23 protein-coding genes are annotated in these 24,010 nt (G+C 36.1%); 8 read left to right on the top strand and 15 right to left on the bottom strand.

Annotated features, from left to right (window positions below; all coding sequences use genetic code 11):
• Positions 1–35 precede the first annotated feature (35 nt).
• On the top strand, positions 36–713 hold the full coding sequence (locus tag ACOWPH_RS02570; RefSeq protein WP_015213854.1) for an HAD family hydrolase: 678 nt from the start codon (positions 36–38) through the stop codon (positions 711–713).
• A gap of 184 nt (positions 714–897) precedes the next feature.
• Here the strand turns inward: ACOWPH_RS02570 and ACOWPH_RS02565 are convergent, their stop codons facing one another.
• The 10 genes from ACOWPH_RS02565 to ACOWPH_RS02520 form a co-directional block, all read right to left on the bottom strand.
• Positions 898–1,299 (bottom strand): type II toxin-antitoxin system VapC family toxin, encoded by a 402-nt coding sequence (locus tag ACOWPH_RS02565; protein WP_015213853.1) that lies wholly within the window; start codon positions 1,297–1,299, stop codon positions 898–900.
• On the bottom strand, positions 1,296–1,583 hold the full coding sequence (locus tag ACOWPH_RS02560; RefSeq protein WP_015213852.1) for a hypothetical protein: 288 nt from the start codon (positions 1,581–1,583) through the stop codon (positions 1,296–1,298). Before ACOWPH_RS02560 ends, ACOWPH_RS02565 begins: the two co-directional genes overlap by 4 nt.
• 132 nt (positions 1,584–1,715) lie before the next feature.
• On the bottom strand, positions 1,716–1,859 hold the full coding sequence (locus ACOWPH_RS02555; protein WP_280514234.1) for a type II toxin-antitoxin system RelE family toxin: 144 nt from the start codon (positions 1,857–1,859) through the stop codon (positions 1,716–1,718).
• A 712-nt stretch (positions 1,860–2,571) separates the two neighbouring features.
• Positions 2,572–2,988: a hypothetical protein gene (locus ACOWPH_RS02550; RefSeq protein WP_422665664.1), complete on the bottom strand. Its 417-nt coding sequence runs from the start codon at positions 2,986–2,988 to the stop codon at positions 2,572–2,574.
• 29 nt (positions 2,989–3,017) lie between these two features.
• Positions 3,018–3,557: a restriction endonuclease gene (locus ACOWPH_RS02545; protein ID WP_015213850.1), complete on the bottom strand. Its 540-nt coding sequence runs from the start codon at positions 3,555–3,557 to the stop codon at positions 3,018–3,020.
• 293 nt (positions 3,558–3,850) lie between these two features.
• Positions 3,851–4,978: a hypothetical protein gene (locus ACOWPH_RS02540; RefSeq protein ID WP_015213849.1), complete on the bottom strand. Its 1,128-nt coding sequence runs from the start codon at positions 4,976–4,978 to the stop codon at positions 3,851–3,853.
• 9 nt (positions 4,979–4,987) lie between these two features.
• Positions 4,988–6,157 carry a hypothetical protein gene (locus tag ACOWPH_RS02535; RefSeq protein ID WP_015213848.1) on the bottom strand — a complete coding sequence of 390 codons (1,170 nt, stop codon included), beginning with the start codon at positions 6,155–6,157 and terminating at the stop codon, positions 4,988–4,990.
• Positions 6,158–6,325: 168 nt separating this feature from the next.
• Positions 6,326–8,539, bottom strand: a complete 2,214-nt coding sequence (locus ACOWPH_RS02530; protein WP_015213847.1) for a hypothetical protein — start codon at positions 8,537–8,539, stop codon at positions 6,326–6,328.
• 272 nt (positions 8,540–8,811) lie between these two features.
• Positions 8,812–9,048, bottom strand: a complete 237-nt coding sequence (locus tag ACOWPH_RS02525; RefSeq protein WP_015213846.1) for a hypothetical protein — start codon at positions 9,046–9,048, stop codon at positions 8,812–8,814.
• Between the two features lie 155 nt (positions 9,049–9,203).
• On the bottom strand, positions 9,204–9,461 hold the full coding sequence (locus tag ACOWPH_RS02520) for a hypothetical protein (RefSeq protein WP_015213845.1): 258 nt from the start codon (positions 9,459–9,461) through the stop codon (positions 9,204–9,206).
• Positions 9,462–10,063: 602 nt separating this feature from the next.
• On the opposite strand from ACOWPH_RS02520, the gene glgA reads away from it, so the two are divergent.
• The 4 genes from glgA to crtO all read left to right on the top strand — a co-directional run bounded on the left by glgA (position 10,064) and on the right by crtO (position 16,137).
• Positions 10,064–11,545, top strand: coding sequence for a glycogen synthase GlgA (gene glgA, locus ACOWPH_RS02515; RefSeq protein WP_015213844.1), 1,482 nt, complete (start codon positions 10,064–10,066; stop codon positions 11,543–11,545).
• A 294-nt stretch (positions 11,546–11,839) separates the two neighbouring features.
• Entirely contained in the window at positions 11,840–13,222 is a 1,383-nt protein-coding gene (locus ACOWPH_RS02510) for a cytochrome P450 (protein WP_015213843.1), read from the top strand.
• A 357-nt stretch (positions 13,223–13,579) separates the two neighbouring features.
• On the top strand, positions 13,580–14,341 hold the full coding sequence (locus tag ACOWPH_RS02505) for a DUF2993 domain-containing protein (RefSeq protein ID WP_015213842.1): 762 nt from the start codon (positions 13,580–13,582) through the stop codon (positions 14,339–14,341).
• 101 nt (positions 14,342–14,442) lie between these two features.
• The gene (crtO, locus tag ACOWPH_RS02500; protein ID WP_015213841.1) at positions 14,443–16,137 is read left to right on the top strand and encodes a beta-carotene ketolase CrtO; all 1,695 of its coding nucleotides are present in this window, start codon (positions 14,443–14,445) and stop codon (positions 16,135–16,137) included.
• A gap of 353 nt (positions 16,138–16,490) precedes the next feature.
• On the opposite strand, the gene ACOWPH_RS02495 is transcribed toward crtO, so the two are convergent.
• Positions 16,491–17,171, bottom strand: coding sequence for a hypothetical protein (locus ACOWPH_RS02495; RefSeq protein ID WP_015213840.1), 681 nt, complete (start codon positions 17,169–17,171; stop codon positions 16,491–16,493).
• Positions 17,172–17,720: 549 nt separating this feature from the next.
• Here ACOWPH_RS02495 and ACOWPH_RS02490 point away from each other — a divergent pair.
• The gene (locus tag ACOWPH_RS02490) at positions 17,721–18,833 is read left to right on the top strand and encodes a saccharopine dehydrogenase family protein (RefSeq protein WP_015213839.1); all 1,113 of its coding nucleotides are present in this window, start codon (positions 17,721–17,723) and stop codon (positions 18,831–18,833) included.
• Between the two features lie 142 nt (positions 18,834–18,975).
• On the opposite strand, the gene ACOWPH_RS02485 is transcribed toward ACOWPH_RS02490, so the two are convergent.
• The gene (locus tag ACOWPH_RS02485) at positions 18,976–20,280 is read right to left on the bottom strand and encodes a cation:proton antiporter (protein WP_015213838.1); all 1,305 of its coding nucleotides are present in this window, start codon (positions 20,278–20,280) and stop codon (positions 18,976–18,978) included.
• A gap of 161 nt (positions 20,281–20,441) precedes the next feature.
• Here ACOWPH_RS02485 and ACOWPH_RS02480 point away from each other — a divergent pair, with 161 nt between their 5' ends.
• The gene (locus tag ACOWPH_RS02480) at positions 20,442–21,809 is read left to right on the top strand and encodes a cytochrome P450 (protein WP_015213837.1); all 1,368 of its coding nucleotides are present in this window, start codon (positions 20,442–20,444) and stop codon (positions 21,807–21,809) included.
• A gap of 75 nt (positions 21,810–21,884) precedes the next feature.
• Positions 21,885–22,046, top strand: a complete 162-nt coding sequence (locus ACOWPH_RS02475; protein ID WP_171815767.1) for a hypothetical protein — start codon at positions 21,885–21,887, stop codon at positions 22,044–22,046.
• 298 nt (positions 22,047–22,344) lie between these two features.
• Here the strand turns inward: ACOWPH_RS02475 and ACOWPH_RS02470 are convergent, their stop codons facing one another.
• From ACOWPH_RS02470 to ACOWPH_RS02460, 3 genes are all read right to left on the bottom strand, one after another.
• Positions 22,345–22,482, bottom strand: coding sequence for a hypothetical protein (locus tag ACOWPH_RS02470; protein WP_190645351.1), 138 nt, complete (start codon positions 22,480–22,482; stop codon positions 22,345–22,347).
• 136 nt (positions 22,483–22,618) lie between these two features.
• On the bottom strand, positions 22,619–23,605 hold the full coding sequence (locus ACOWPH_RS02465) for a metal ABC transporter solute-binding protein, Zn/Mn family (RefSeq protein ID WP_015213836.1): 987 nt from the start codon (positions 23,603–23,605) through the stop codon (positions 22,619–22,621).
• 94 nt (positions 23,606–23,699) lie between these two features.
• Entirely contained in the window at positions 23,700–23,978 is a 279-nt protein-coding gene (locus tag ACOWPH_RS02460; RefSeq protein WP_015213835.1) for a hypothetical protein, read from the bottom strand.
• Positions 23,979–24,010 lie beyond the last annotated feature (32 nt).

Raw genomic sequence — 24,010 nt, 5'->3', positions numbered from 1 at the left:
CTGAGATAATCTAAAAAAATTAACATAATTTGCTAATGCTGAGATTAATTACTGATTTTGATGGCCCAATTATGGATGTTTCCGAGAGGTACTATCGTGTTTATCAATTATGTTTGCAGGAAACGCGATATCCTGATCAAGCGGTGACGGAGCTTTCTAAAGCAGAATTTTGGGAACTCAAGCGATCGCACACAGCCGAAAAATATATTGCCTTAAAATCTGGTTTAGATGAACAACAGTCCCAAAAATTTACCCAAATCCGCAAACAAACAGTACATACAGAGCCTTATTTTCAGTATGATAGCCTCGTCCCTGGTGCAATAGAAGCCCTTACCAAAGTTCAACAAGCAGGGATTGATTTGGTTGTGATGACCATGCGCCGAGTGAAGGAACTGGACTATGCTATTAATAAATACGATTTAAGCAAGTTTTTCCCAGAAAATCGCCGTTATTGCCTCAGTAACGACTATGTGAAAACCCGCGACATTGAAGATAAACCCCTGTTAATGGCTAGAGCTTTAGCAGAACTTCCCCCCGCTGCTGATACTTGGATGGTGGGGGATACAGAAGCAGATATCACCGCAGCGAAGACACATGGCATTAAGGTAATAGGTGTAGAAAGTGGAATCCGCGATCGTACCCAACTAGAACTTTACCAACCGGACTTAATTGTTAAAGATTTGAGCGCCACTTTAAACATTATCAAAAAGTAAGGTGGTTTGGCGCAAAAGATGATCCTTTGCGCCCAGTAAAAATGTTAATATTTTTTAATTTCCTTGCACCCATCAAAATAATTTATAGCCTTTCCCACTCTAGTTAGATACAAAATTACCCCTCCCCAACCCTCCCCTTGGTAAGGGGAATTGCTATATTGTTCACCCACCTTCAATAACTTTTTTAAGCTGAAATCCAGTTTTCTAATTTTAGCTCGGAAATTCGGCTATAATGACGAGTGTTGTTAGTTACTAAAATATAGTTTCTAGTTATTGCAATACTAGCAATTAATAAATCGAAATCTGCTACTGGTTGTCCTGTTTTTCTAAGTTCTGCTTTTAATTCTCCAAACTTTTTGACAGCATTATTATCTAAATGTATAACTTCAATATCTTGAATGAATTTTTCTGCACGAGTTAAATTTTCTGCTACTTTTTGAGAATTGTAAGCACCAAAATACAATTCAGCAACGGTGATGTTGCAAATAGAAATTTGCTCCCATCCTATTTGTTGAATTTTATCTCTGACGAAATTAATATTTTTAATCCAGTAAATGCAGGTGTCAGTATCTAATAAATAAATCATAAGCTAATATCGTAGTTAGAAATAGTTCGGCTATCATAAATCTCTTTGACTATTTCTTCTGCTGTGCGTTCATCTTCCCAAGCACCATATTTTTCTATAAATGTGTCTAGTGGATGTGGTTTTTGTTTTTGGGTAGATGAGAAAGTTGTCTCAATTTCTATCTGTTGATTTTCTGGTTGTGGATAACGTTTTTTGAGTAGTTGAATAAAATCTAGTAGTAAGATTTGTGCTTCTTCTGGTAAGGTGTCAATATCTCTAAATATTTCGGCAATTTTTATTACCATCATTAACTCCTAAATTGAGTAAAATTTTTCGGTATAATCCTATTATAAACTACGCACCAAAGATCCCCGACTTCTTTTAACAATTTTTCTATCATATCAATAATCAATATGATTGAAAATCAAGTAAATGATTCAGTTATAAATCTCTCTTTGGTGTCCAACTCTATCAATAAAAATAATTCTTTTTTCTGCGTCAAATTCATAAATTACTCGATAATCTCCAACTCTCAGTTTATAAAAATCTGATAAGTCAGCAGTGAGGGGTTGGGGTGTAATTTGGTCGAAATTTTCAGCTAATCAATTAATTTTATTAACTATTGTTTGACAAACCGATTTTATCAATTTTTCTAGGTCTGCTAGTGCTTCTGGTTCATACTCAACTAGGTAATTCATCTTTTTTCTAAACCTAGTCTTTGCATTACTTCTGCTGTGAAAATACCTCTAACACCTGTTTCTCTGCGTTTCTGAATTGCTAATAGTTCTTGTTTGAAATTCTCTTTGATGCTTTGATTTGTATCTGGGTCTGTTAGCAGTTTTTCTATGGTTTATCTAACTGTTTCTCGAATGAGGGTTTTTAGTTCGTAAATGGTGAGATTATTAACTTGCATACTGGTGATTTTGTGAAAAGGCTTGTTTACTAATTTTAGCCTATCGGTAGGAGATTTGATTTAGTTCGGGTGATAATTGTTAGGTGAGGTGAATGTTTCCAGGTGTATCTGTGATAGTTCTATTGTCATCTCTTATTTACATGATAGTTGGTGATAGTTGAGTGAGATGATGTGAACAGATACAGGATTTTTGGGTTGTAATAAGTGCGTTATTAGGTGAATAGAAATTCTATATCCAGTTAGGTTAATTAATAGCAACAGAAGACTGAATAAGTGATAACAAGAAAAATTTGATTTCTTGTATTAATGGATGTTGTTGCAATATCTTAATTTCATCATCATTTAGATTTCTCAGTATTTTGTCATTGAGCGACGCTTTGTTATCTAAGACGGTTATCTAAAAATTCTTTAGGTTTGCTTTGAGCTAATTGCCATTCTAAATCATTGAATTGACGTTTTGCTATTTTTTCAATTAATGATTTATCTTGTAAAAATATGGATTCTATTTCTGGAACTGCTAGAGAAACTTGAAAAGGAATACCAGATGATGCTTGATTTAATACATAATTAATTAAATCTTTTTTTTCAAATATTTGCGATTCGTTATTTGTATCTGCATCTATGACAAGAGCAACTGGTGTTTTTCGAGTAGCAAGCAGTGAAGTAGCTAAAGAACGCGCTCGGTAAGAGCTTCCACCAGCTATAAATTGAATATCTTGAGTTAGATTTTTTGGTAATAATTTCTGTAAAATTTCTATGTCCTTATCACCTTCTGTGAGAATGTATGCTAGTTCCATGAAAAACCTCCTTTACAGTGTTGTAATTATTAAATTATAATGTCGTAATTGGGTATACCTTTATGAACACAAACGCGATATTTTTTGATGAGAAATTTACATATAGATTTATTTTTTAATGAATATTCAATTTCTTCTCCTCCCCACAATAGAATGGTTTGAGGTGCTACAAATCCAGTTAATGTTACTGTAGCTTCTGTAAATCCACTACGACTAAAAACACTACCAATAGCTGTTGCTGGTCTTCGCAATAATTGATTTCTGAGTTTGGCTATGGGTTCAATATTAACTTCCTCGCTGGTATCTTTACATTCTATCAGACAAGCTAGGCTATCTGCATAGACTACGCCATCAATTTGTTCTACTATTTTACCTTGAATTTTAACGGTTTCTGGCCAAGCTATGTCAGCACCATCAAGTTGAAATGCACGTAATATCAAATATTCTAATGCTTTACCTGCATCCCAAAAATTTGAGGTCTTTTTTGTTTTAATTTCTGACCATAATTTGATTAAATCATCCCAGTTATAAGTAGTAATTCTTGCTTGATATTCTGCATCTGTGGTCATGATTCTATTTCAAGTATATTAATTTGTTGACGATTTAATATTATACTATTAGCACGTAAGCTATTTATTCTAGGATTTGATTTAGTGCGGGTGATAATTCTCAGGTGAGGTGAATGTTTGCAGGTGTATCTATGATGGTTCTATTGTCTTCTCTTATTTACATGATATTTAGTGATGGTTGGGTGAGATAATGTGAACAGATACAGGGTTTTTGGGTTGTAATTTAGTGTTATTAATATTGTTGGATTTCCCTGTGTCAACCCAACCTACTAACTAATTTAAACCTACAAAATCTAAATACTTATTTCTTCGTAATTTAAAATTATTTTAATGACAATATTTTCAAATTCTTGATTAATTTCTGCGATTTTTGGTAAATCCTTCTCTGGCAATTTTCTAAACTTATGAACTATTAAACTTCTAACAGCGTACAAAGCTAAAGCCAAGCTATCTTTTTTCTCACTATTAAATGCTACAAGTAAGTCATTACAATAAAGAAGTAGATTGGTTTTAGTATTTCCATCAAAATGTTTTTCTAAAGCAGCTATTAATTTAGATATTCTTTCTTTTTCACTAGAAATAGATGCTATTGATTCCTTAAGTTCATATATATTTTTATCTGTATTGTTCTGGAAATTATTGATTATATCTGAAAAACTTTTTTCAAAAATTATCTCTATAATTAGTTCAATTACTTGGTAAAGAAGATAAAACCGAACCAAAGGATGTTCCTCTGTTCTTAACAAACTTTTGAAAAGTCTATGTAGATAAACTTCTCCTTGTAAATAGGATGAATTTCTCTGAAGTATTAATCTAGTATCGCCAGGAGATTGAAAATTAGCTCTACTATTAATTTCTTTAAAATTATCAATAGGTTGACAGTAGTAATAACTATATGAATATAAAGAAGTAAGGTAATTATCAATATGAAAATTATCAAGTTTTTTAATTTGAGTATTAGATAAAACTAATATTATTATATCATCTCCGTAAAATTCTGTTAATCTATAAGTGTCTGTAGTCTGGAGATATGGAGTAAAAGTTTCGTACTGTTCTCGATTTATCAGTAATTTGAGAAATGCAACATATGCATATTTTAAAAAATGAGAATTACCTACATATTTATGTTCATTAGATACAAGAGATTGAATAGGAAACATCCAACCAATTCTCTCATTAATGTCTTTTTCATAAGCCTGAAAAATGTTATTTTCACTATTTAAAATCCATGACTTAAATATGAACAATGAGTAATCTTCAGGTTTATAATCATTGTAGGGAGTTAAAACATAATCAATATAGACCTTAGTGCCACTTGAATCAGAAAGCTCAAAGTGATATTCATCATCATTAAAAGTTGATTTAACTTCTGTTAACAAATATGTTGTATTTGAAACTTCATCTATAATTTTGAGAGACATATAAAAACTTTACTCATTTAATTTGTATCTTTTGTAACTAGATTCTATTGATTCATCTATTAATAAAAATGAGTCACTTGCAGAGCTAAATAATTCTCTAAACAAGTAATAAAAATACATTCTTTGAGAGTTGCCTATTTTTTTGGCAGTTTTACTGATTTCATCTAATTTTCTAATTAACTCGTCAAGAAAGTTGTAGTCATCTTTGCTAGGTTTAATATCTGCAATACCTCTATTTATATCATCAAATGAATTAATGAGATTTTTATCTTTCAAAAAACCTACGGCAGCACCAAAACCTGTCATTACTTGTGATTTAGAAAATATTTTATCTACGCTAGAACCAAACGGCTTACCCGATAATATGATTTCTTCATTATTAAAATTCCAATCACCTGCTAATTCATGTATTTTTTTAACCAAATTATTATATGTTATGAGGTAATTTTGAAATAGATCATTATCTTGATTTTCTAGAGCAAGCTTTTCTAAACTTTTTATACTTTCAAGCAAGTCTCTTCTATCCAAACTAGACTCATCCCTAAGAATATAAGAAGTGAAACCATCTATTACATCATTAAATCTGTATTCGCCAATTTGATGCGGAGTTTCTTCCTCAACTTCTCTAAGTAATCTTATTCCTCCAGGAATATTTTCATCGAGATAATTTGAATAAAGTATTTCTATTTGATGCCTCACCGACATAGGTGATTGACCCGTATTAAGTGTCAGCATTCTGTACAATATACCTATTTTGTTAAGACCTAAATAAATTTCAAATCTTAACTTATGATCATAAAAATTTCTTTTATTTTCATCATTTTCAAAATCCAACTCTTTTTCTACATCGAGTAAAGTGTATGTTCTTTGTAATCCATCAAGAATGATTAATTTATTTTTATGGTTATTTATATAATTGAGAGATTCATTATCATCTTCATAATTAATTTCTATATTTTCATTACCGAGTGCTAAAACTAGGGGAGGTATAGTACATCCTACTTTTAAATCTTTCTTGAGTAGGTTATATATTGACGAATATGATCTTAATCTTTTTCTTTGAAAAGGATTATTTTGAAGAATAATTTTAGCTATTTCTAAATATTCAGAAATAGAAATTTCTGTCAGAATATTGTATGCTTTTATTCTGTTATCGAAGATTTGAGAAAGTATTTTCATGAAAATTAACAGCAATAAATTTTATAATCTTATAATAGTCTTAAATTAATGGATCAAGACAAAACTAAATGTAAAGAAAAATAAAGTAAAATTCTTTACTATACACTCAACCGCAAATGTACACTCTAAAAATATAAGATATTGCGTACATCTGCGGCTTAAAAATCCTTAATGCACCAACTCAATAGCCCGCTTAGTCAACGCTTCCGCAGTCAAACCATTAAACGCCATCAACTCACCGGCACTAGCCGTAGTTTCCCCACGCTTCCAGGCGAAAGAATCACGTTTAGAATTACTGCGTAACATGATCGGTTCTAACATCGCCGCAGCCCCACCTGTCACACCAATTAAGGCATCTCCACCAAACAATTGCTCAAAATCGGCATCACTTAAAAAACCGTTATCAGGTTCAGAACAAGTATCCCAAGCTGTATCATGAGGACGATATAAACGGCGGGGATTGATAATAGAAACAATCTTCACACCAATACCTTCAGTTTCTAAAAAAGCCGCCGCTTCAAACACAGGAATTAAAGTCAAATCGCCAATGACAGCAAATACAACAGTCTTCCCACCAGCCACTTCATGTAATAACACCGCACCATCAATTAAGCCTTTTTCAGTTTGGGCAAAGGTGCTACGAATTGGCAAAGGAGACTTACTAGCAGTAATGACAATGCCCTTATTTTTTGTTTGCAAAGCCCAATCATAACAGACTTGAATACTGTTAGCATCTGGGGGAAATAATGGGAAGACATTTCCGGTTCTCATCAAAGATGCAAAATAAGCTTCAATTTCTGGTCTTTGGTGAGTCCAACCGTTGCGTCCTTGTTCTAAAGCCCCGGCTGTAAATAATGTAATTGTTGAGGGAGTTTGACGGCGTAATTCTGCCATTGCTTGGGTGACAGTTTGCCAAATTGGTAAACCATTGATAGCAAAAGATTCGTAAGAACACCACAAAGTTCTCGCCCCCATTAAGGATAAACCAGCGGCTAAACCTGCACAAGCATCTTCGCTCAAAGGTTCGTAAACTTGACCGCCTGGGGCTTGATTATATAAATCATCGGTGGTGGGGTGATTGATTTTTAAAGCTTGGTTAATGTTAGCAATTCCTGAAGCTTCGTTTCCGTCAGCATTAGTCACGAGGAAATTTTTATCTTTATTTCCAACTATTCCCACTAACCTACCCATTGCGGTTGTCGCCACTTGGGGAACTGCCCCAACTTTATATTCTTCTAATGGTAATTCCCCTAAATCTGCTAAGGGTAATTCAAATTCTGTCACCACAGTTTTAGCTGCGGGACCACCTCCAGCCCGTTCGGCATTTGTCCGCACAATTTGCCATGCTGCGGCTGATAATGCCCGTTTTTGTAAGGCGGTGACAATATGGGGCGCGTCTAATGTATCTTTAGGATAGAGGTTGTGTGATTTTGCCCCCAAGGCGTGAACCCCTGCACCTTTGAGTTGTTTGATAATAAATACGGTCAATTTTCCGCTAAGTGCTGAACGGGCAGCTTTATCCATGCCTACTAATACCGCTTTGGTAAATTCTAGGCGGTTCTCAAAAGAAAATGCGGTACTATCAACATATTCACCAGCTTGATTTTGGTCGTCAAAATCTTTAGCATTTACTAACACAACTTCGGCAAAACCGTTACCTTGCCAATAGGCTATCATCTCTGCGTTGGTTTTCAATGATACCATGCTGTGGTGTTCTTGGCTGTAACCGTTCCACACTAATACGGGTAAGAAGTTGGTAACGGTGGGGTAAGCGGTGTTGAAATGTGCCATTGAACTCATGATATAGGGTTCACCCAGTCCCCCGTCTCCCACGGTGAAGGGGAAGAGTTTGTCACGGTGCAAGAGTGCAGCAGACATAGCAAAATGTTGTCCTTGTCCCAGGGGTCCAGCCGGTGCGAGAATACCGGGAATGTAGCCGGAAAGGTGTCCTAATAATCCATGTTTTTCTCGAAAGCGATCGCGCAATTGTTGTACTGTAGAAATGCCCATGTCTTCTAAGGAACGATCCAAAAACATGGCACTATAAAAACCAGGGGCGTGATGTCCCACTTCCGTGATAATGTTTTTATGTCCCAGCATGACCAAAGCTGCATAAGCTTCCGCTTGGCTGGCAAAACCGCCGGGATGTCCAGAAGCCTTACTACCAGTGACTTGTAGGGTTAGGTAGCGCAGGGCATCAGCCGCGAGTAGAGTTTGATATACTGCATTTGGATCTGTTGGGGATGCGATCGCACTCTGACCCGATTCTATCACCGGTTTTACACCATAAGTTTCAAAATTTGGTAGTGCTTCCCCAAAATATTGTATCCCTTCACAAAAATTAGGAAGCGCAGAAGATGCTTTAGACGTAGCGACTGTCATGCTGAGTACCTTAATAAAAAGCCAATAAACTGAATATGCTCGTTCAATGTAACCAAAATTTTACATCTTTGCGGTTGTCACAGTGAATTGCTTTTTCTCAATCTTCAGCATAAGCAATTTCAATATAGCCCTCCTGCTGTTTGCTGCCAAAAACAGGCAATATCAGGACTTGCAAATAAAAAAACATCCCATCATTGTTATAGCTGGGAAGTAGGGGGACAAATTTTTTTGACAGAAATGATGATGCCCGCCAAGACTGTACCTTATCTGAATTAAACTACCAAATAGATATCTATGTTAGAAAAATCAATTGTCAAAATCTTGTTGTTGTAGAAACCTAATGAACTGAAGTATTTACTTAGTAAGCCATTTAAATCATTACCAAAAATTGTATCATTACTACTCCATAAAGGTATAACAGTATTACCTCCTGATATTGATTCCATTTGTGCTGAAGTGAGTTTATGAAACAGTCTATTCAATTCAACAGAACTTAATTCAGTATTCATGATTGCAGCTATTGTCTTAATTTACCAATCCAAAAATGAGTAGGTATAAAAATCAATGAGGGGTAAAACCTGTAAAAATAAATGCCCTAAAAAAATGTTTTACCCTCAACCAACTAAAAAAATTGTAATTGTAGTATCAGAACACAAATAATTAATTACCAAGAATTTATGACAACGTATATCGACCTAGAATTGTCTATAGTGGCGATTTTATTATCGCGGGGTCCACTATCTACACCTTTGACATCTCCAGTCCCTGTAGTCTCCACGTTTCCAGTATTACCCGATATAAAATAATTATTGACGCTACCACCACTACCACCAGATACAGTCTCTGTTTCAACCACAGATAAATCACGAAAAATGCTGGCTGCATTATTAGATTTTAAGTCTGCGATTACTATTTTCTTCATTGTCTTATCCTCTAAATTAGGAGTTAATTCCGTTCAGATGTTTTTGCATAACTAGATTTAAACTAATACAAAATTCCGATAGATATAAAGCTTTATGCACATGAACATAGGACATAAAACCGAGGATTTTGTCTAAAAATTTAATTCGTATGTTTTTATATTTCTAAATCCCCATCATAGAAAATTCCCATACTAAAAATATTTTTAGACATTATATTAAGACATAAATCATATAACTTTGTTTGAAATTTTTACCTTTATATATTGAGATTACCAAATTAAATTAATACAAAATTTTCATATAATATGGTTTGAAACATTAAGTTTGCAGACATAAAACCAAGGATTTTGTCTAGAAATTTAATGCTTTGATAGTATTTCTGAGGATAGATACCCGTGTTGGCATATTACTTAACAAGTAATATCGTATCTGCTTAAAGGCTTATTCTAGATCACAGAAGTCAGAAGAAGATATTTTTCCCCTACACCCACACCCAAAAATTCATTCCTTGCATATCATCCCATCACAAGGTTGTCAATGAGTATATTTGTCATATACTACTATATAATCAACATAAAGTTTTGTGAAGCGAGGGCTAAGAATGTACATAGTACAAATTGCCTCAGAATGCGCTCCTGTGATTAAAGCCGGAGGGTTAGGGGATGTTGTTTATGGACTCAGCAGAGAACTAGAGAATCGAGGAAATACAGTCGAGCTAATTTTGCCTATGTACGATTGTATGCGCTATGACCATATTTGGGGGTTACATGATGCCTACCTCAACTTGTGGGTTCCCTGGTATGGAGCAGCAATCCATTGTTCAGTATACTGCGGTTGGGTACATGGAAGAGTATGCTTTTTTATTGAACCTCACAGTGAAGACAACTTCTTTAATCGGGGTTGTTACTATGGTTGCGATGATGACAATATGCGTTTTGCATTTTTCAGTAAAGCAGCTTTAGAGTTTTTACTCAGAAGCAATAAAAGACCTGATATCATCCATTGTCACGACTGGCAAACAGGCTTAATTCCTGTCATGCTTTATGAAATTTACAAATATCATGGCATGGAATATCAACGAGTTTGTTACACAATTCACAACTTTAAACATCAAGGTATGGGTGGTGTAGAAACTCTCAAAGGAACAGGTTTAAACCAACCATCTTATTACTTCCAATACGATAAGCTCCGTGATAACTTTAACCCCTTTGCTTTAAACTTTATGAAAGGGGGCATTGTTTATTCCAATGCATTCACCACAGTTTCACCCAATCATGCCATAGAAGCTCAAACCAGTGATGTAGGCTGTGGTTTAGGTCACACATTGCATTTACAAAAAGAGAAATTTACTGGAGTTCTCAACGGCATTGATTATGATTTTTGGAACCCAGAAATTGACCGTTACATCCCCCATAATTACAGCCGGGATGACTTTGAACAAAAAACATATAACAAAAAAGCGTTGCGAGAACGGCTAATGTTAGCCCATGATGATCAAAAACCCATCGTGGCTTACATCGGTCGATTAGATAATCAAAAAGGTGTGCATCTTGTTCATCATGCCATTTATTATGCCCTCAGTAAAGGAGCGCAATTTGTATTACTCGGTTCAGCCACAGAACCAGTAATCAATGCTCATTTTCAACATGAAAAACAATTTTTAAACAGTAACCCAGATGTGCATTTAGAACTGGGTTTTAATGAAGAATTATCCCACCTCATTTATGCTGGTGCAGACATGATTGTTGTCCCTAGCAATTATGAACCTTGTGGGTTAACTCAGATGATTGGTTTAAAATACGGTACTGTACCCATTGTGCGCGGTGTTGGGGGGTTGGTAAATACAGTCTTTGACCGAGATTACGACCAAAATCTACCTCCAGAAAAACGCAATGGTTATGTATTTTATGAAATGGATAACCAAGCCTTAGAGTCAGCAATGGAAAGAGCAATTTATTTGTGGTATCAGCAGCCTGAACAGTTCCAGCAACTAGCTATTCAGGGTATGGGCTATGACTACTCATGGAATGCTCCCGGAGCCGAATATTTAGAGATTTATAACTGGGTAAAACACAAATGGTAACTCACTAGACATCTCGAAAAAAAGTAGAGATGTTCCATGTAACGTCTCTACAAAAGTAGATTTAATTTTTGGAAACATCCAGTGTTAAGCTGTTGTGCATTTAATTTGTATAAGGCTGGCGGGCAAGATGCCCACCCCACAAGATTTAACAATTTTAGGATTATCAAATTTAGGTGCTTAACAGCTTATTAAACCTGCATTGTTAAGTGTGCGTTATTTGTTGTCTGTGAATGAACACACTCTGAGTTTTTCAGTTAATTTATTAGAAGATAGATTCACGCTAATCAAAATTTTATGCCTCTACCAATCAGCCCTAAAACCCCTGCCACTTTGCAAATGCTCCGTTGGGTATTCACCCCCATGCCCTACATGGAAGAATGTGCCAAAACCTACGGAGACATTTTCGCTCTCAAGCTGCAAAAAAAATTACCTCCGCTAGTTTTTATCCATAGCCCGGAAGCAATGCAGCAGGTTTTAAGCAATGATACCAAAGAATTAGAAGCTCCAGGAGACTTGAATAGCATTTTTGAATATTTACTGGGGAAGCGTTCTGTTATATCACTCAGTGGCGCAGAACACCAAAGACAACGCCAGTTAATGATGCCGCCTCTACATGGAGAAAGAATGCGGAATTATGCTGACTTAATGGGTGACATAACTGAAACAACTATGAATAAACAGCAATTAAATCAACCCTTCAATGTCCGTACAGTTACCCAAGATATTACCCTCAGTGTGATGATGCAAGCTGTCTTTGGACTCTATGAAGGGGAGCGTGCGGAAAAGTTACAAAATTTACTGTGTGAAATTTTAGAAGTAGGTAGTGCGGTTTGGAGAGTTGCCGTACTTTATTTTCCCGCTTTAAAAGATGTGATTGGTCTCTCTCAGCTTTGGGAAAAACAGCAGCGGCAGCAAGATAAAGCTGACCAACTCATTTATGAAGAAATTCAGGAACGGCGAGACAATCCTGACCAGTCGCGCACAGATATTCTCAGTTTACTCATGGCTGCTAGAGATGAAGCTGGTCAACCTATGACTGATGTGGAACTACGGGATGAGTTAATAACCTTGTTAGTAGCAGGTCATGAAACTACAGCTACAGCGATCGCTTGGGCTTTATACTGGATTCATAAGCTACCGGAAGTTCGGCAAAAATTATTGTCAGAAATAGATGGTTTAGGCGGAAATCTAGACTCCAATGCCATCTTTAAATTGCCCTATCTCACCGCTGTTTGTAACGAAACCTTACGGATTTACCCAATCGGAATGTTGACTTTCCCCAGGCGAGTAAAAACGCCTATTTCTGTGTGTGGTTATGAACTCGAAGCAGGTACAGTCATCATGGGTTCAATTTATCTAACCCACAACCGAGAAGATATTTATCCCAACCCCAAAAAATTTAACCCAGAACGCTTCTTAGAAAAACAATTTTCACCCTATGAATTTCTACCTTTTGGTGCTGGTGCAAGACGTTGTATTGGTTTAGCATTTGCCCAATTTGAAATGAAGTTAGTATTAGCTAAAATTCTGAGTGGTTGGCAATTAGAACTAGCTAATACTCGTGATATAAAACCAAAACGCCGTGGTTTAGTGACAGGGCCAGACCGTCCTATTCAAATGGTCGTCAAGAGTCAGCATCAGGTAAAATCTCACACCTTAGAAACCAGTGTTATGTAATTAATTCTAGCAATTTAAGTTGATAAGCTCTCTTACAGCAGCATTTAGAAGTCACAATATAGCGGTATGCATTTGAATGAAATACGTCATAGCCCCCTTATCGCTTGCGGGGAGGGGGTTGGGGGTGGGGTTCTTGTATCTCACTCAACCAAAAACCTCTATAATAAAGGATTTCTGAGTTAAATTTGATATTTTATCAAAAATATCACTTCTCTCTATTCCTGATTTAACAAGCATTCTGATTCCTGAATTCTGCTGTATAATCTACCAATTGAATTATGTCTCACTATAGATACTCTTCTTAGGAATCAGCGTATACATTGGCCAGTAGGAAAAACTTCTAAAAATAATCTTTTTATGTCAGACCAACCAACTTTTGAGGAAAAATTATTATCTCAGGAAGCTAAAAGAAGAATATCTGAAAAATTAGATGAAGTAGAACAAATAGATATAGATATAAAAACTGATGTTGGTAAATTATTTCAGGGACAAGTAGATAAAGTTGAACTTACCGGACAAGGGTTGGTAATTCAAGACAAAATCCGTGTCCAAGATATAAAAATGCAAACAGATAGAATTTCTATTAATCCTTTAAGTGCGATTTTTGGTCAAATTGAACTTAATGAGCCAGTTAATTCCAATTTTCGCATTGTTCTCACGGAAGCAGATATTAACGATGCCTTAACGTCAGAGGTGATTTACAAGTGGGTGAGACAATTTAAGTTAAATGTAGATGGGGAGATTGTCAGCTTTGAACCACAAGAAATGCAGGTGTTTTTACCCGGTGAGGGCAAACTAGAATTTAAGGGTAAGGTATGGCTCAAAGACAAAGATAATACTCATATCTTAGGTTATCATGCGATCGCTCATCCCCAAACTCAGACAAAACCACCCAGGTTGGAGAGTTTTCATTGTACGGAAGGAGAAGGGATAAGAGTGGAATTAATAGCAGCCGCCATGCAGAAAATTAAAGAAATAATCAATTTACCTTACTTGGAGTGGGAAAATATGGTATTTTCTATCATAGATATGGAAGTAAAAAAGGGTAGTTTAATCCTGATACTCAAAGCCCATATAAAACAAATTCCTTCAATGGAAACTATCCTTTCTCCTGAGTAGGATCTATCTTGGTAAATATTAATTTTTATAAATAACAAATTCTGTAAATTTATAAAAATCTAACTCACATTAAACAGTTTGTTTATTTGAAGATAAAATTCATGCAAGAATATGATGTTGTAATGATCGGTGCAGGACATAATGGTTTAGTATGTGCTGCTTATTTGCTCAAAGCAGGCTATAGCGTCCTGCTACTAGAAAAGCGTCCTGTTCCCGGTGGTGCAGCCACAACAGAAGAATGTATCCCAGATCAAGCACCAGGCTTTAAGTTTAACTTGTGTGCTATTGACCATGAATTTATTCATTTAGGTCCAGTTGTTGAAGAATTAGAACTGACAAAATACGGATTGGAATATCTAGAATGTGACCCAGTAGTTTTTTGTCCACACCCAGATGGTAAGTATTTTTTAGCTCATAAATCATTAGAAAAAACCTGTGCAGAAATTGCCCGTTATAATGAACGTGATGCTAAAAAATATGCAGAATTTACAGATTACTGGCAACGGGCTATTAATGCCATGATTCCCATGTTTAATGCTCCACCAAAATCAGTTATAGATATTTTTGGAAACTACAACATTCAGAAATTTAAAGATTTATTTTCAGTAATTGGTTCTCCGTCCAAAAGCTTAGATTTTGTGCGTACCATGTTGAATAGTGCTGAGGATATACTCAATGAATGGTTTGATGAAGAATTTCTCAAAGCACCACTTGCTAGATTAGCTTCCGAACTCGGTGCGCCCCCTTCACAAAAAAACCTGGCAATTGGTGTCATGATGATGTCTATGCGTCATAATCCCGGTATGGCTAGACCTCGCGGAGGTACAGGTGCATTGGTGCAAGCATTGGTGAATTTAGTCACAAGTAAAGGCGGGGTAATTCTCACCGACCAGCACGTTGAAAAAGTTTTAATTGATGATGCTAAAGCCGTGGGTGTGAGGGTTGCAGGTGGTCAAGAATACCGAGCTAAATATGGAGTAATTTCTAATATTGATGCCCAGCGTTTGTTTTTACAAATGACTGACAAAAGCGATATTGATGCAGTTGATTCTGAATTGTGGGAAAGATTAGAACGCCGCATTATTAACAACAATGAAACTATCCTCAAGATAGATTTAGCTTTAGATCAACCTCTACATTTTCCCTATCACGCTCACAAAGATGAATACCTCATTGGTTCTATCTTAATTGCCGATTCTATGAATCATGTAGAACAGGCTCATAACAAATGTACATTAGGCGAAATTCCCGACTCTGATCCATCAATGTATGTGGTCATGCCCAGTTTCCTTGACCCTAGTTTAGCACCTCCAGGTAAACACACTGTATGGATTGAATTTTTTGCTCCTTATCAAATTGCAGGTGCAGAAGGTACCGGTTTAAAAGGTACGGGTTGGACTGATGAATTGAAAAATAAAGTTGCAGACAGAGTAGTTGATAAACTAGCGACTTATTCGCCAAATTTGAAAAACTCAATTATTGCTAGACGTGTGGAAAGTCCAGCAGAATTAGGTGAAAGGTTAGGTGCTTACAAAGGGAATTATTATCATATTGATATGACAATGGATCAAATGATATTTTTCCGACCTTTACCAGAATTAGCAAACTATAAAACCCCCATTGACAATCTATTTTTAACTGGTGCAGGGACACACCCCGGTGGTTCAATTTCGGGTATGCCAGGACGCAATTGTGCAAGGGTATTTTTGCAAAATAAGCATCCGATTAGTCAGACTTTAAAGGATGCTGGAAACTCGCTGAAGTCTACTGTAGGTTCTGTGTTTGGGATTGGTTAGGAATATGTTATGGCTTAAATACAGCAGCATTTTGCAGTCAAGCAAACCGTTAAAAAGCTAATATTATTTCACTGTTAGTAAGGGAACATCAAACAATAAATTATCCTACAGGGAATCCTATCACAAAGGCTCTGCCTAATATCTGTTAAAAAGGAAGGCAGAGCCTTCTAGAATTCATTCCCATACAGAGTATGTATGGGAACGAGAAATCAGAAGGATAAAATCCTTGTAAAACCAGAGTTTTTACCTTAAGTTGACACCAATGAAAGCTCCTTAGGCGTTTTTAGAGAAAAGATCACTATTCGATCATCCACCGATTTATCAAACGTTCTGACTCCTGAATTATTACGTTTTTAGTTAATCTTGGAATAAACTAATAGGTTCTTGTATGCCTCGATTTTTTTGATTTTTCCTTGGGCTGTAAATAATTCGATGACTTCTTCAGCTTTACTCCAACCAACTGACTGCGTATAAAACAAAATTTTTCCGTCAGGATTCAACTTATTCAAAAATAGCTCAACAAGAGATTCATCGTTATGATGTACAAAAGGAGCTTCTTCTGGCATATAAAATTCACCAATATGAAAGAGTGAAACCACATCTAACATAGGTAAAGAACGAGCAGTTAGAGTGTATATATCCGTACAAATCACTTTATAAAATTTGGCAAGTTGGCGATTTCTTCGGCAGATACGAATATATTCTTCATGTTCAGGAATGGAAGCAGTAATGCCAAATATTTCATTGGGACTGTCAAGTTTTTGATTTTCTAAACCCAAAATATGATGAGCGCCTGTACCGAAATGAAATATACTTTTATCCTGAATATTATACTTTTGCAAATACTCGTTTAGTTCAATATCACATGGACAGAGATTAGGTTGTAATTCCCATGATGATTTTGTGCGGTAGTAATCAGCGCCAACCCAATGCGGTAGAACAGGTTGAGTCAAACTCACTGAGTAGTATAATTTTGCGAGTTGGCGATTACTGAACACTAGATCACGAATTGTTTTCCTAAAAGTAACTACCATTAGTGAATAACCCTCAATAGTTTTGAAAAAGTGAAGTGAATTTGATTTTGATATTTTAGCTACGACATCAATTCAGTTATTGAGCTAAAAATGTTGATTATTAGTTTCATGTGTGATGAGCAGTAGATATTTTGCTATCCTTGCTCACAAGTTGATAGAATTCCCCTGTCTGAGTACCAAAAAAGTTGTGTAGATGCTAATTAAGATGTTTATTCGGCAGAGAAAATTATCTTGTCTTGAAAGCTATCTGCCGATTTCTCATATTAATTTTATACCTTGAAGACATTAACTCCAGGAACTTTGCTACGGTATTTTTACTAATGTCGGTAAGCCTAACATAGAAAAAATAAAGATGATATTAAGTTAAGATGAAAACTTGTTGAAGTTTGGGGAATACTTGTCAGTTTTTACTTTTCATGGGGAAAATAAAACTTTTACTTTTTACCCCTCACCCAAAGCAAGCAGTATTGAGTGTTGTCTGACTTTTTACCGATGACAAAGGGGACATAAATCTGGTGAAATAAAGATAATGTTGTCCAAACCGTAGTCATGATAGATCGTGTGTTGATTCTAGGTGGAAGGGGACGCATTGGTAGCGCTGTTGCTAATGATATTCTCAGCCACACACAGGCAAATATTACCATCACTGGACGGTCTCCAGAGACGGGAAAGGCTGTCAGCTTGTCTTCAGGAGGACGAGAACAGTTTTTAGTTTTGGATTTGACTGAAGTTGAAAAATTGCGGGATGCGATCGCACAATCAAATCTTGTCATCCACTGCGCCGGGCCATTTCACTATCGAGATACTCAAGTTCTCGAAATTTGCATTGAGCAAGGTGTTAACTACTTAGATGTCAGTGATCATCGTTCCTATACTCAAAAGGCGTTAAATTTACACGATAAAGCTGCTACTGCTGGAGTAACGGCAATTATTAACACAGGTATTTTCCCTGGTATTTCTAATAGCTTAGTCCGCCAGGGAATCGAGCAATTTGATGTAGCTGAAAAAATTCATTTAAGTTATTTAGTATCTGGTTCTGGTGGTGCTGGTGTTACCGTCATGCGAACAACTTTTCTAGGTTTACAACATCCTTTTCCAGCTTGGATAAACCGCGAATGGCGTTTAGTTGCACCTTATTCTGACCAAGAAAATATTAACTTTCCGTCACCCTACGGAGTCAGCGGAGTTTACTGGTTTGATATGCCAGAAACTATCACACTACCCCATTCTTTTACCACAGTGAAAACTGTAATTACTAAATTTGGATCAATTCCTAATTTTTACAACCACCTGACTTGGATAGCTGCCCATATTTTCCCAAAATGGTTAATGCAGCGTCGTTATATGATTGAATTTTTGTCTCATGTTAGTCATAGTATGACCGATTTTACAAATATTTTTACTGGAATTGGCGTAGTAGTACGAGCAGAAGTAACAGGAGAAAAAGATGGTAAAACAGTTGTTTATGCTTCAACTTTAATGCATGAAAATACTGCTGTTGCTTCTGGTGTAGGGACTGGTAGTATCGCCAAATTATTACTAGAAGGTAAACTCAAACATCCTGGAGTTTCACCTGTAGAAGCAGCATTACCGACAAATTTATTTACAGAGATTATGCAAGAACGGGAAATACAAATTAATTCCCATTGGGTAACAATATAATACAAATAGGCGTGCAATTTATTTTGCACATTTCGGTAAGGGAACGGGGACCAAAACAAGATGACAGGGATTTCAATTTTTTGAGAAAATATATAATTAATTTTTCTGAGGTACTGACAACATAATTTTAGGTAAATCAAAGTTACTCAAATTCATCAATTGTCGCAGAAATATGAGATTTTGATTTTGTGCCATTGGCAATATTCCGCTCATACCAATTCATTAACGGAGTGGCACTAATTCCATGTACAATCACAGAAATAACAATAGTCGTGTAAGTTATCCAGGCAATTTGTTCAGCAGCCTCACCTTTTAAACCATTACTTAAGCTATAGGCAAGATAATATAAAGAACCTATACCCCGAATACCAAACCAACCAAATAGTAAGCGAGTTTCAGGATTGAAAGTTCGACGGTGAGAATTGAGAGGACGTTTACCAATAGTGCTAACCCATACTCCCACAGGTCGAATCACTAAAAATAGCAAACTTATCACTAAAAAAGATTGGGGAGCATAATTAAACATTGGTTCCCATAATAAAATTGTTCCTAAAAGCAAAATTAGACCAACTTCTAATAGCTTTTCTAATCGTTCAATAAATTCTAATTGTGCAAGTGGCTTTTGGGGATTTGTGTAACTTCTTTGGACAGCTAACCCTGCTACAAATACTGCTAAAAATCCATAGCCATTAACAACTTCTGTTAAAGAATAAGTTACCAAAATCGTGCTAATAGCCACAAAATCTTCCATTACGTCATTAACAGGACGAGATTTTTGGATTTTTTTATCAATCCATACTATGACTAAGGGGACAATCAGCCCTACAACGATACCGGATGCGATCGCCCAAATTACATCTACTACAACCCATTGTCCAAACCAGTGATGCCAATTACTATCTTTGAGGGCATAAATACCAAAATAAACAAACGGAAATGCTAAAGCATCATTTAAGCCTCCTTCAGAGGTTAAACCAAAGCGTAACTCATCGTCGTCATTTATATCAGTTAATTGCACCTCTGAGGCTAATACAGGGTCAGTTGGAGCGAGAATTGCACCTAATAAAATCGCCTCTCCCCAATTCATACCTAACCATAATTTCCCCACAGCGGCCAGGGAAAAAATGGAAATTGGCATTAATAATCCAATCAGTCTTGCTGTAATATTCCAAAACTTCCACTTTAGCAGTGTAACTATTTTTAAGCCACAACTAAATACCGAAACAATCACCACAAATTCAGTTAGTCTTTCTAGTAATTCGGTGTTGAATAATTCCTCACGACGTAATTGAATTAGTCCTAAGCCATAAGGCCCCAAAAAAATCCCTACCATGAGGTAGATCATGGCAAAAGAAAGAGGTAGACGCGAAATCCAACCTGAGGCTAAAGTAACAATCAGTAAGAGTAGACCAATTACTAACAAATCAAGAATATAAATATCTACCATAAACTTTTGTATAAAAAATTATTGCTACTTTGGTAAGTTAATCACACCTGATTTTAGGTATAAATCACCCAAAGGTAGATTTTGTGGAAATATTTGGAATTTATGGATAGATTTGTTAGCCTAGTGAGAAAATAAATAACTTATAGTTAGTAATTTTTGTTATGCAATTACCTGGTGAATCCCAAACCTCAAGATTTATACAACGTCTTCAGTGGGTTTTTAATCCTTTACAATTGATGGAAACATCAGTAAAGACGCATGGTGAATTTTTTACACTCCGACTGTCAGGTGAACAACCAATCGTTTTTATTACTAACCCCCAAGCGATTCAGGAAATTTTTACAACTCCACCAGAGTATTTTGATTCAGGAAGGGGAAATGGACTTCTCAAGCCTTTAGTGGGTGAAAATTCTTTGCTACTGATAGATGGTAAAACTCACCAACGTCAGCGACGATTATTAACACCTCCATTTCATGGAGAACGGATAAAATCCTATGCTCAAATTATCACTAATATTACAAAACAAGTGATTAATGATTGGGAAATTGGCAAACCTTTTTCTGTTCGTGACTCAATGCAAGAAATCTCCTTGAAAGTAATTTTGCAAGCTGTTTTTGGTTTATGTGATGGAGAACGTTTTAGAGAATTAGAAGAACTTGTGAGTTCTCTGCTAAATTTATCTGGTTCTCCTTTGCGTTCTGCTGTAACTTTTTTCCCTTCACTGCAAGTAGATTTAGGCGCGTGGAGTCCTTGGGGAATGTTTTTACGTCAGAGAAAGAAAATTGACCAACTTCTCCAGACTGAAATTGAGGAACGCAGAAATAATTTTGATTCATCTCGTAGCGATATTCTTTCATTAATGATATCAGCACGGGATGAGAATGGGGAAGCGATGACAGATTCAGAGTTACGTGATGAATTGATGACTTTGTTATTCGCTGGTCATGAAACTACAGCTTCAGCTTTAACATGGGCATTATATTGGATTCATCATTTACCAACAGTTCGGGAAAAGCTGATAAATGAGTTAAATAGTCTTGCTGAAAATGCAGATTTAAATGAAGTTTCTCGCTTGCCTTATCTTACTGCTGTTTGTCAGGAAACTTTACGCATTTACCCGATTGCCATGATTACTTTACCTCGGATAGTAAAGTCACCAACAACTATTATGGGTCATGAATTTGCACCGGGTATATTACTAGCACCTTGTATATATTTAACTCATCGCCGTCCAGATTTATATCCAGAACCAGAGAAATTTAAGCCAGAACGCTTTTTAGAAAGGCAGTTTTCACAATATGAATATATTCCCTTTGGTGGTGGAAATCGTACCTGTATTGGTATGGCTTTTGCGATGTTTGAAATGAAGTTAGTTTTAGCTACTGTGTTATCACAATTAGATTTAGCTTTGGTTGATAATATACCTGTTAAACCTATGCGTAGGGGGGTAACTTTAGCACCTTCTGGTGGTAAATGGTTGATTCCAAGTGGAAAAAAAGAAAGGGTGAAAAGTGTTGTTGAAGTTTAGTTAGGGTTTGCTGTAAAGCCCTGCGGGCATAGCTTCGCTTACCGCGTAGCGTGCCGTTAGGCATAAAAGTTATCTGTGAGGGCTAGGAGTCAGAATTCAGGAGTCAGGAGTCAGGAGTCAGGAGTCAGGAGTCAGGAGTCAGGAGTCAGGAGTCAGGAGTCAGGAGTCAGGAGTCAGGAGGAAGAATTAGAAGAAGAGAAGAATCGTCTTGAATCTGGTCAAGTGATAGGTAAATGAACAGTTTCAACGCTTATTCCTTGCACCTGATTCACCTTTTTAACCTTCAAACTCTTGATATATCTAAGTTTTAGCTTTATTAAGCAGCCCTAGTTAAAATCAATAAATTACAAAGTTATAGCCTTTCCCACTCTAGTTAGATACAAAATTACCCCTCCCCAACCCTCCCCTTGGTAAGGCTACGGTGTACACACAAGTAATCCTGGCATAGGTTTGAGCCTTTTTTCAGCCGGAAATTTAAGCTTCATCACCGCATAATTTCAGAATTAGGGAGTTAACATCAGTTGTGAGTTGAAGATTACGGCTTAACTTGGCGGTTAGTCTGGCTATAAACCTCAAAAAATTCGTGTAATTCATGCTTTGGTTTGGGGTCTGCGGTGACTTGAATCCTTTTCTCAGGACTGGAAACCATCTCTGGATAAGGATGTGTGTACACCGTAGCTTACCAAGGGGAGGGTGCGCGATAGCGCGGGTGGGGTGTATTTCATGAGCTTGGGAATTGCTATATGTTTTTAGGCTAGGTGTGAGGAACAACAAGCGAATAAAAATGGCTCATCGTTCCAATCCCTAGCCTATTTGGCAACATTTGGTACAAATTTTAAATAAGTTCCACCCAATCCTTCCACAATACTGCGCGTATTGGCATCCATCATTTTTTGATAAGTTTCTCCATCACTACCAGGTTTACCAAGTCCATCAATATAAAGTTGTCTGGAGAAAAGTTTTACATTTGCTTCTTTGGTAATTGGCTTAATTAACATGGGGTTAGTTGTTGTATCTGCAAAAACTGTTGGTACTTTAGCTTGTTGAATATATTGAGCCAAATTTCTTACTTTTGTATTTGTTAAATTATCTTGGTTGCTAATACTTGATAAACCTTCTTTATAGGGAAGATTGTAAGCTTTGACATAATAAATCATTGCTTCATGAGTTGCTAGTAATTTTCGGTTTTTAGTAGGAATACTAGTAAGTGTATTTTTTATCCAACTATGTAGTTGGTTTAATTCATTTGTTATTTTTTTTGTATTATTGCTATATTCTTTTTCATTTTTGGGTGACAGTTTGCTCAAATTACTATTAATTACTTCTACTAATTTGATAGTATTTTTGACATTGTGCCAAATATGTGGTTCAGTGTAATTTCTGCCATTTTTTTGAATTTGTTGAGGTTCAGATACGGCACGTTGACCGACGGCTATTTTAAGGGAACGGTTTTTAGTTGATGTAATAATTTTAATTAAACCTGGTTCAAAATTATAACCATGATAGAAAATAAGATTAGCTTGTTCAATGGCTTGGATATCTTCTGGTGTCGGTTGATAAATACGCGGATCTATACCAGGAGGAATCAAACAAGTAAGGTTAATTGTTGTCCCGGCAACCTGTTTAGTTAGGTCACACAATATACTGTTAGTTGCGACAACTTGAGGAAGATTTCTATTAATTATATTGGATTGATTAGATTGTGTGTAGGTTGTATTTGTAAATTGATTTCCACACCCAAAAAATCCAATAGCTAAAATCAATCCTGCATTATTTAATAAGTTCTTATATTTCACTGGATGGTTATTTTTGCTACGCTGTATTAGTTTTATAAATTAATAAAGGCACAGCATTAGGAGTGTGCCTTAAGAATTTTCATAACGCCTAACTTTATTGAAAGTCAGCCGCAGGTAACTTACCTTGCAACATTTGAAAATTAGCTTTTACACAAGTACCACAAGTGCAACCAATGTGATCAACAATGGAACTGTTTGCTGGAGTTAAATTTGGTGCTATCAATTCGGGATTTGGCTGTGCAGATGCAATCACAATTATCTGCGGAACAGGTGCAGATTTCATTTTTGTAGATGCGTGGGCTGGACTAACTACCAGCAGTAGAGATACGAAAAATACATGACAAGCAAGCAAAATCAATTTAGCTATGTTCATAGTTCACTCTCAGAGGCTAGGCTGGCTGCTGC

The organism is Anabaena sp. PCC 7938 (assembly GCF_049315035.1).
Lineage (GTDB): Bacteria > Cyanobacteriota > Cyanobacteriia > Cyanobacteriales > Nostocaceae > Anabaena > Anabaena cylindrica.
This window is presented reverse-complemented; position numbering and strand designations above follow the sequence as displayed.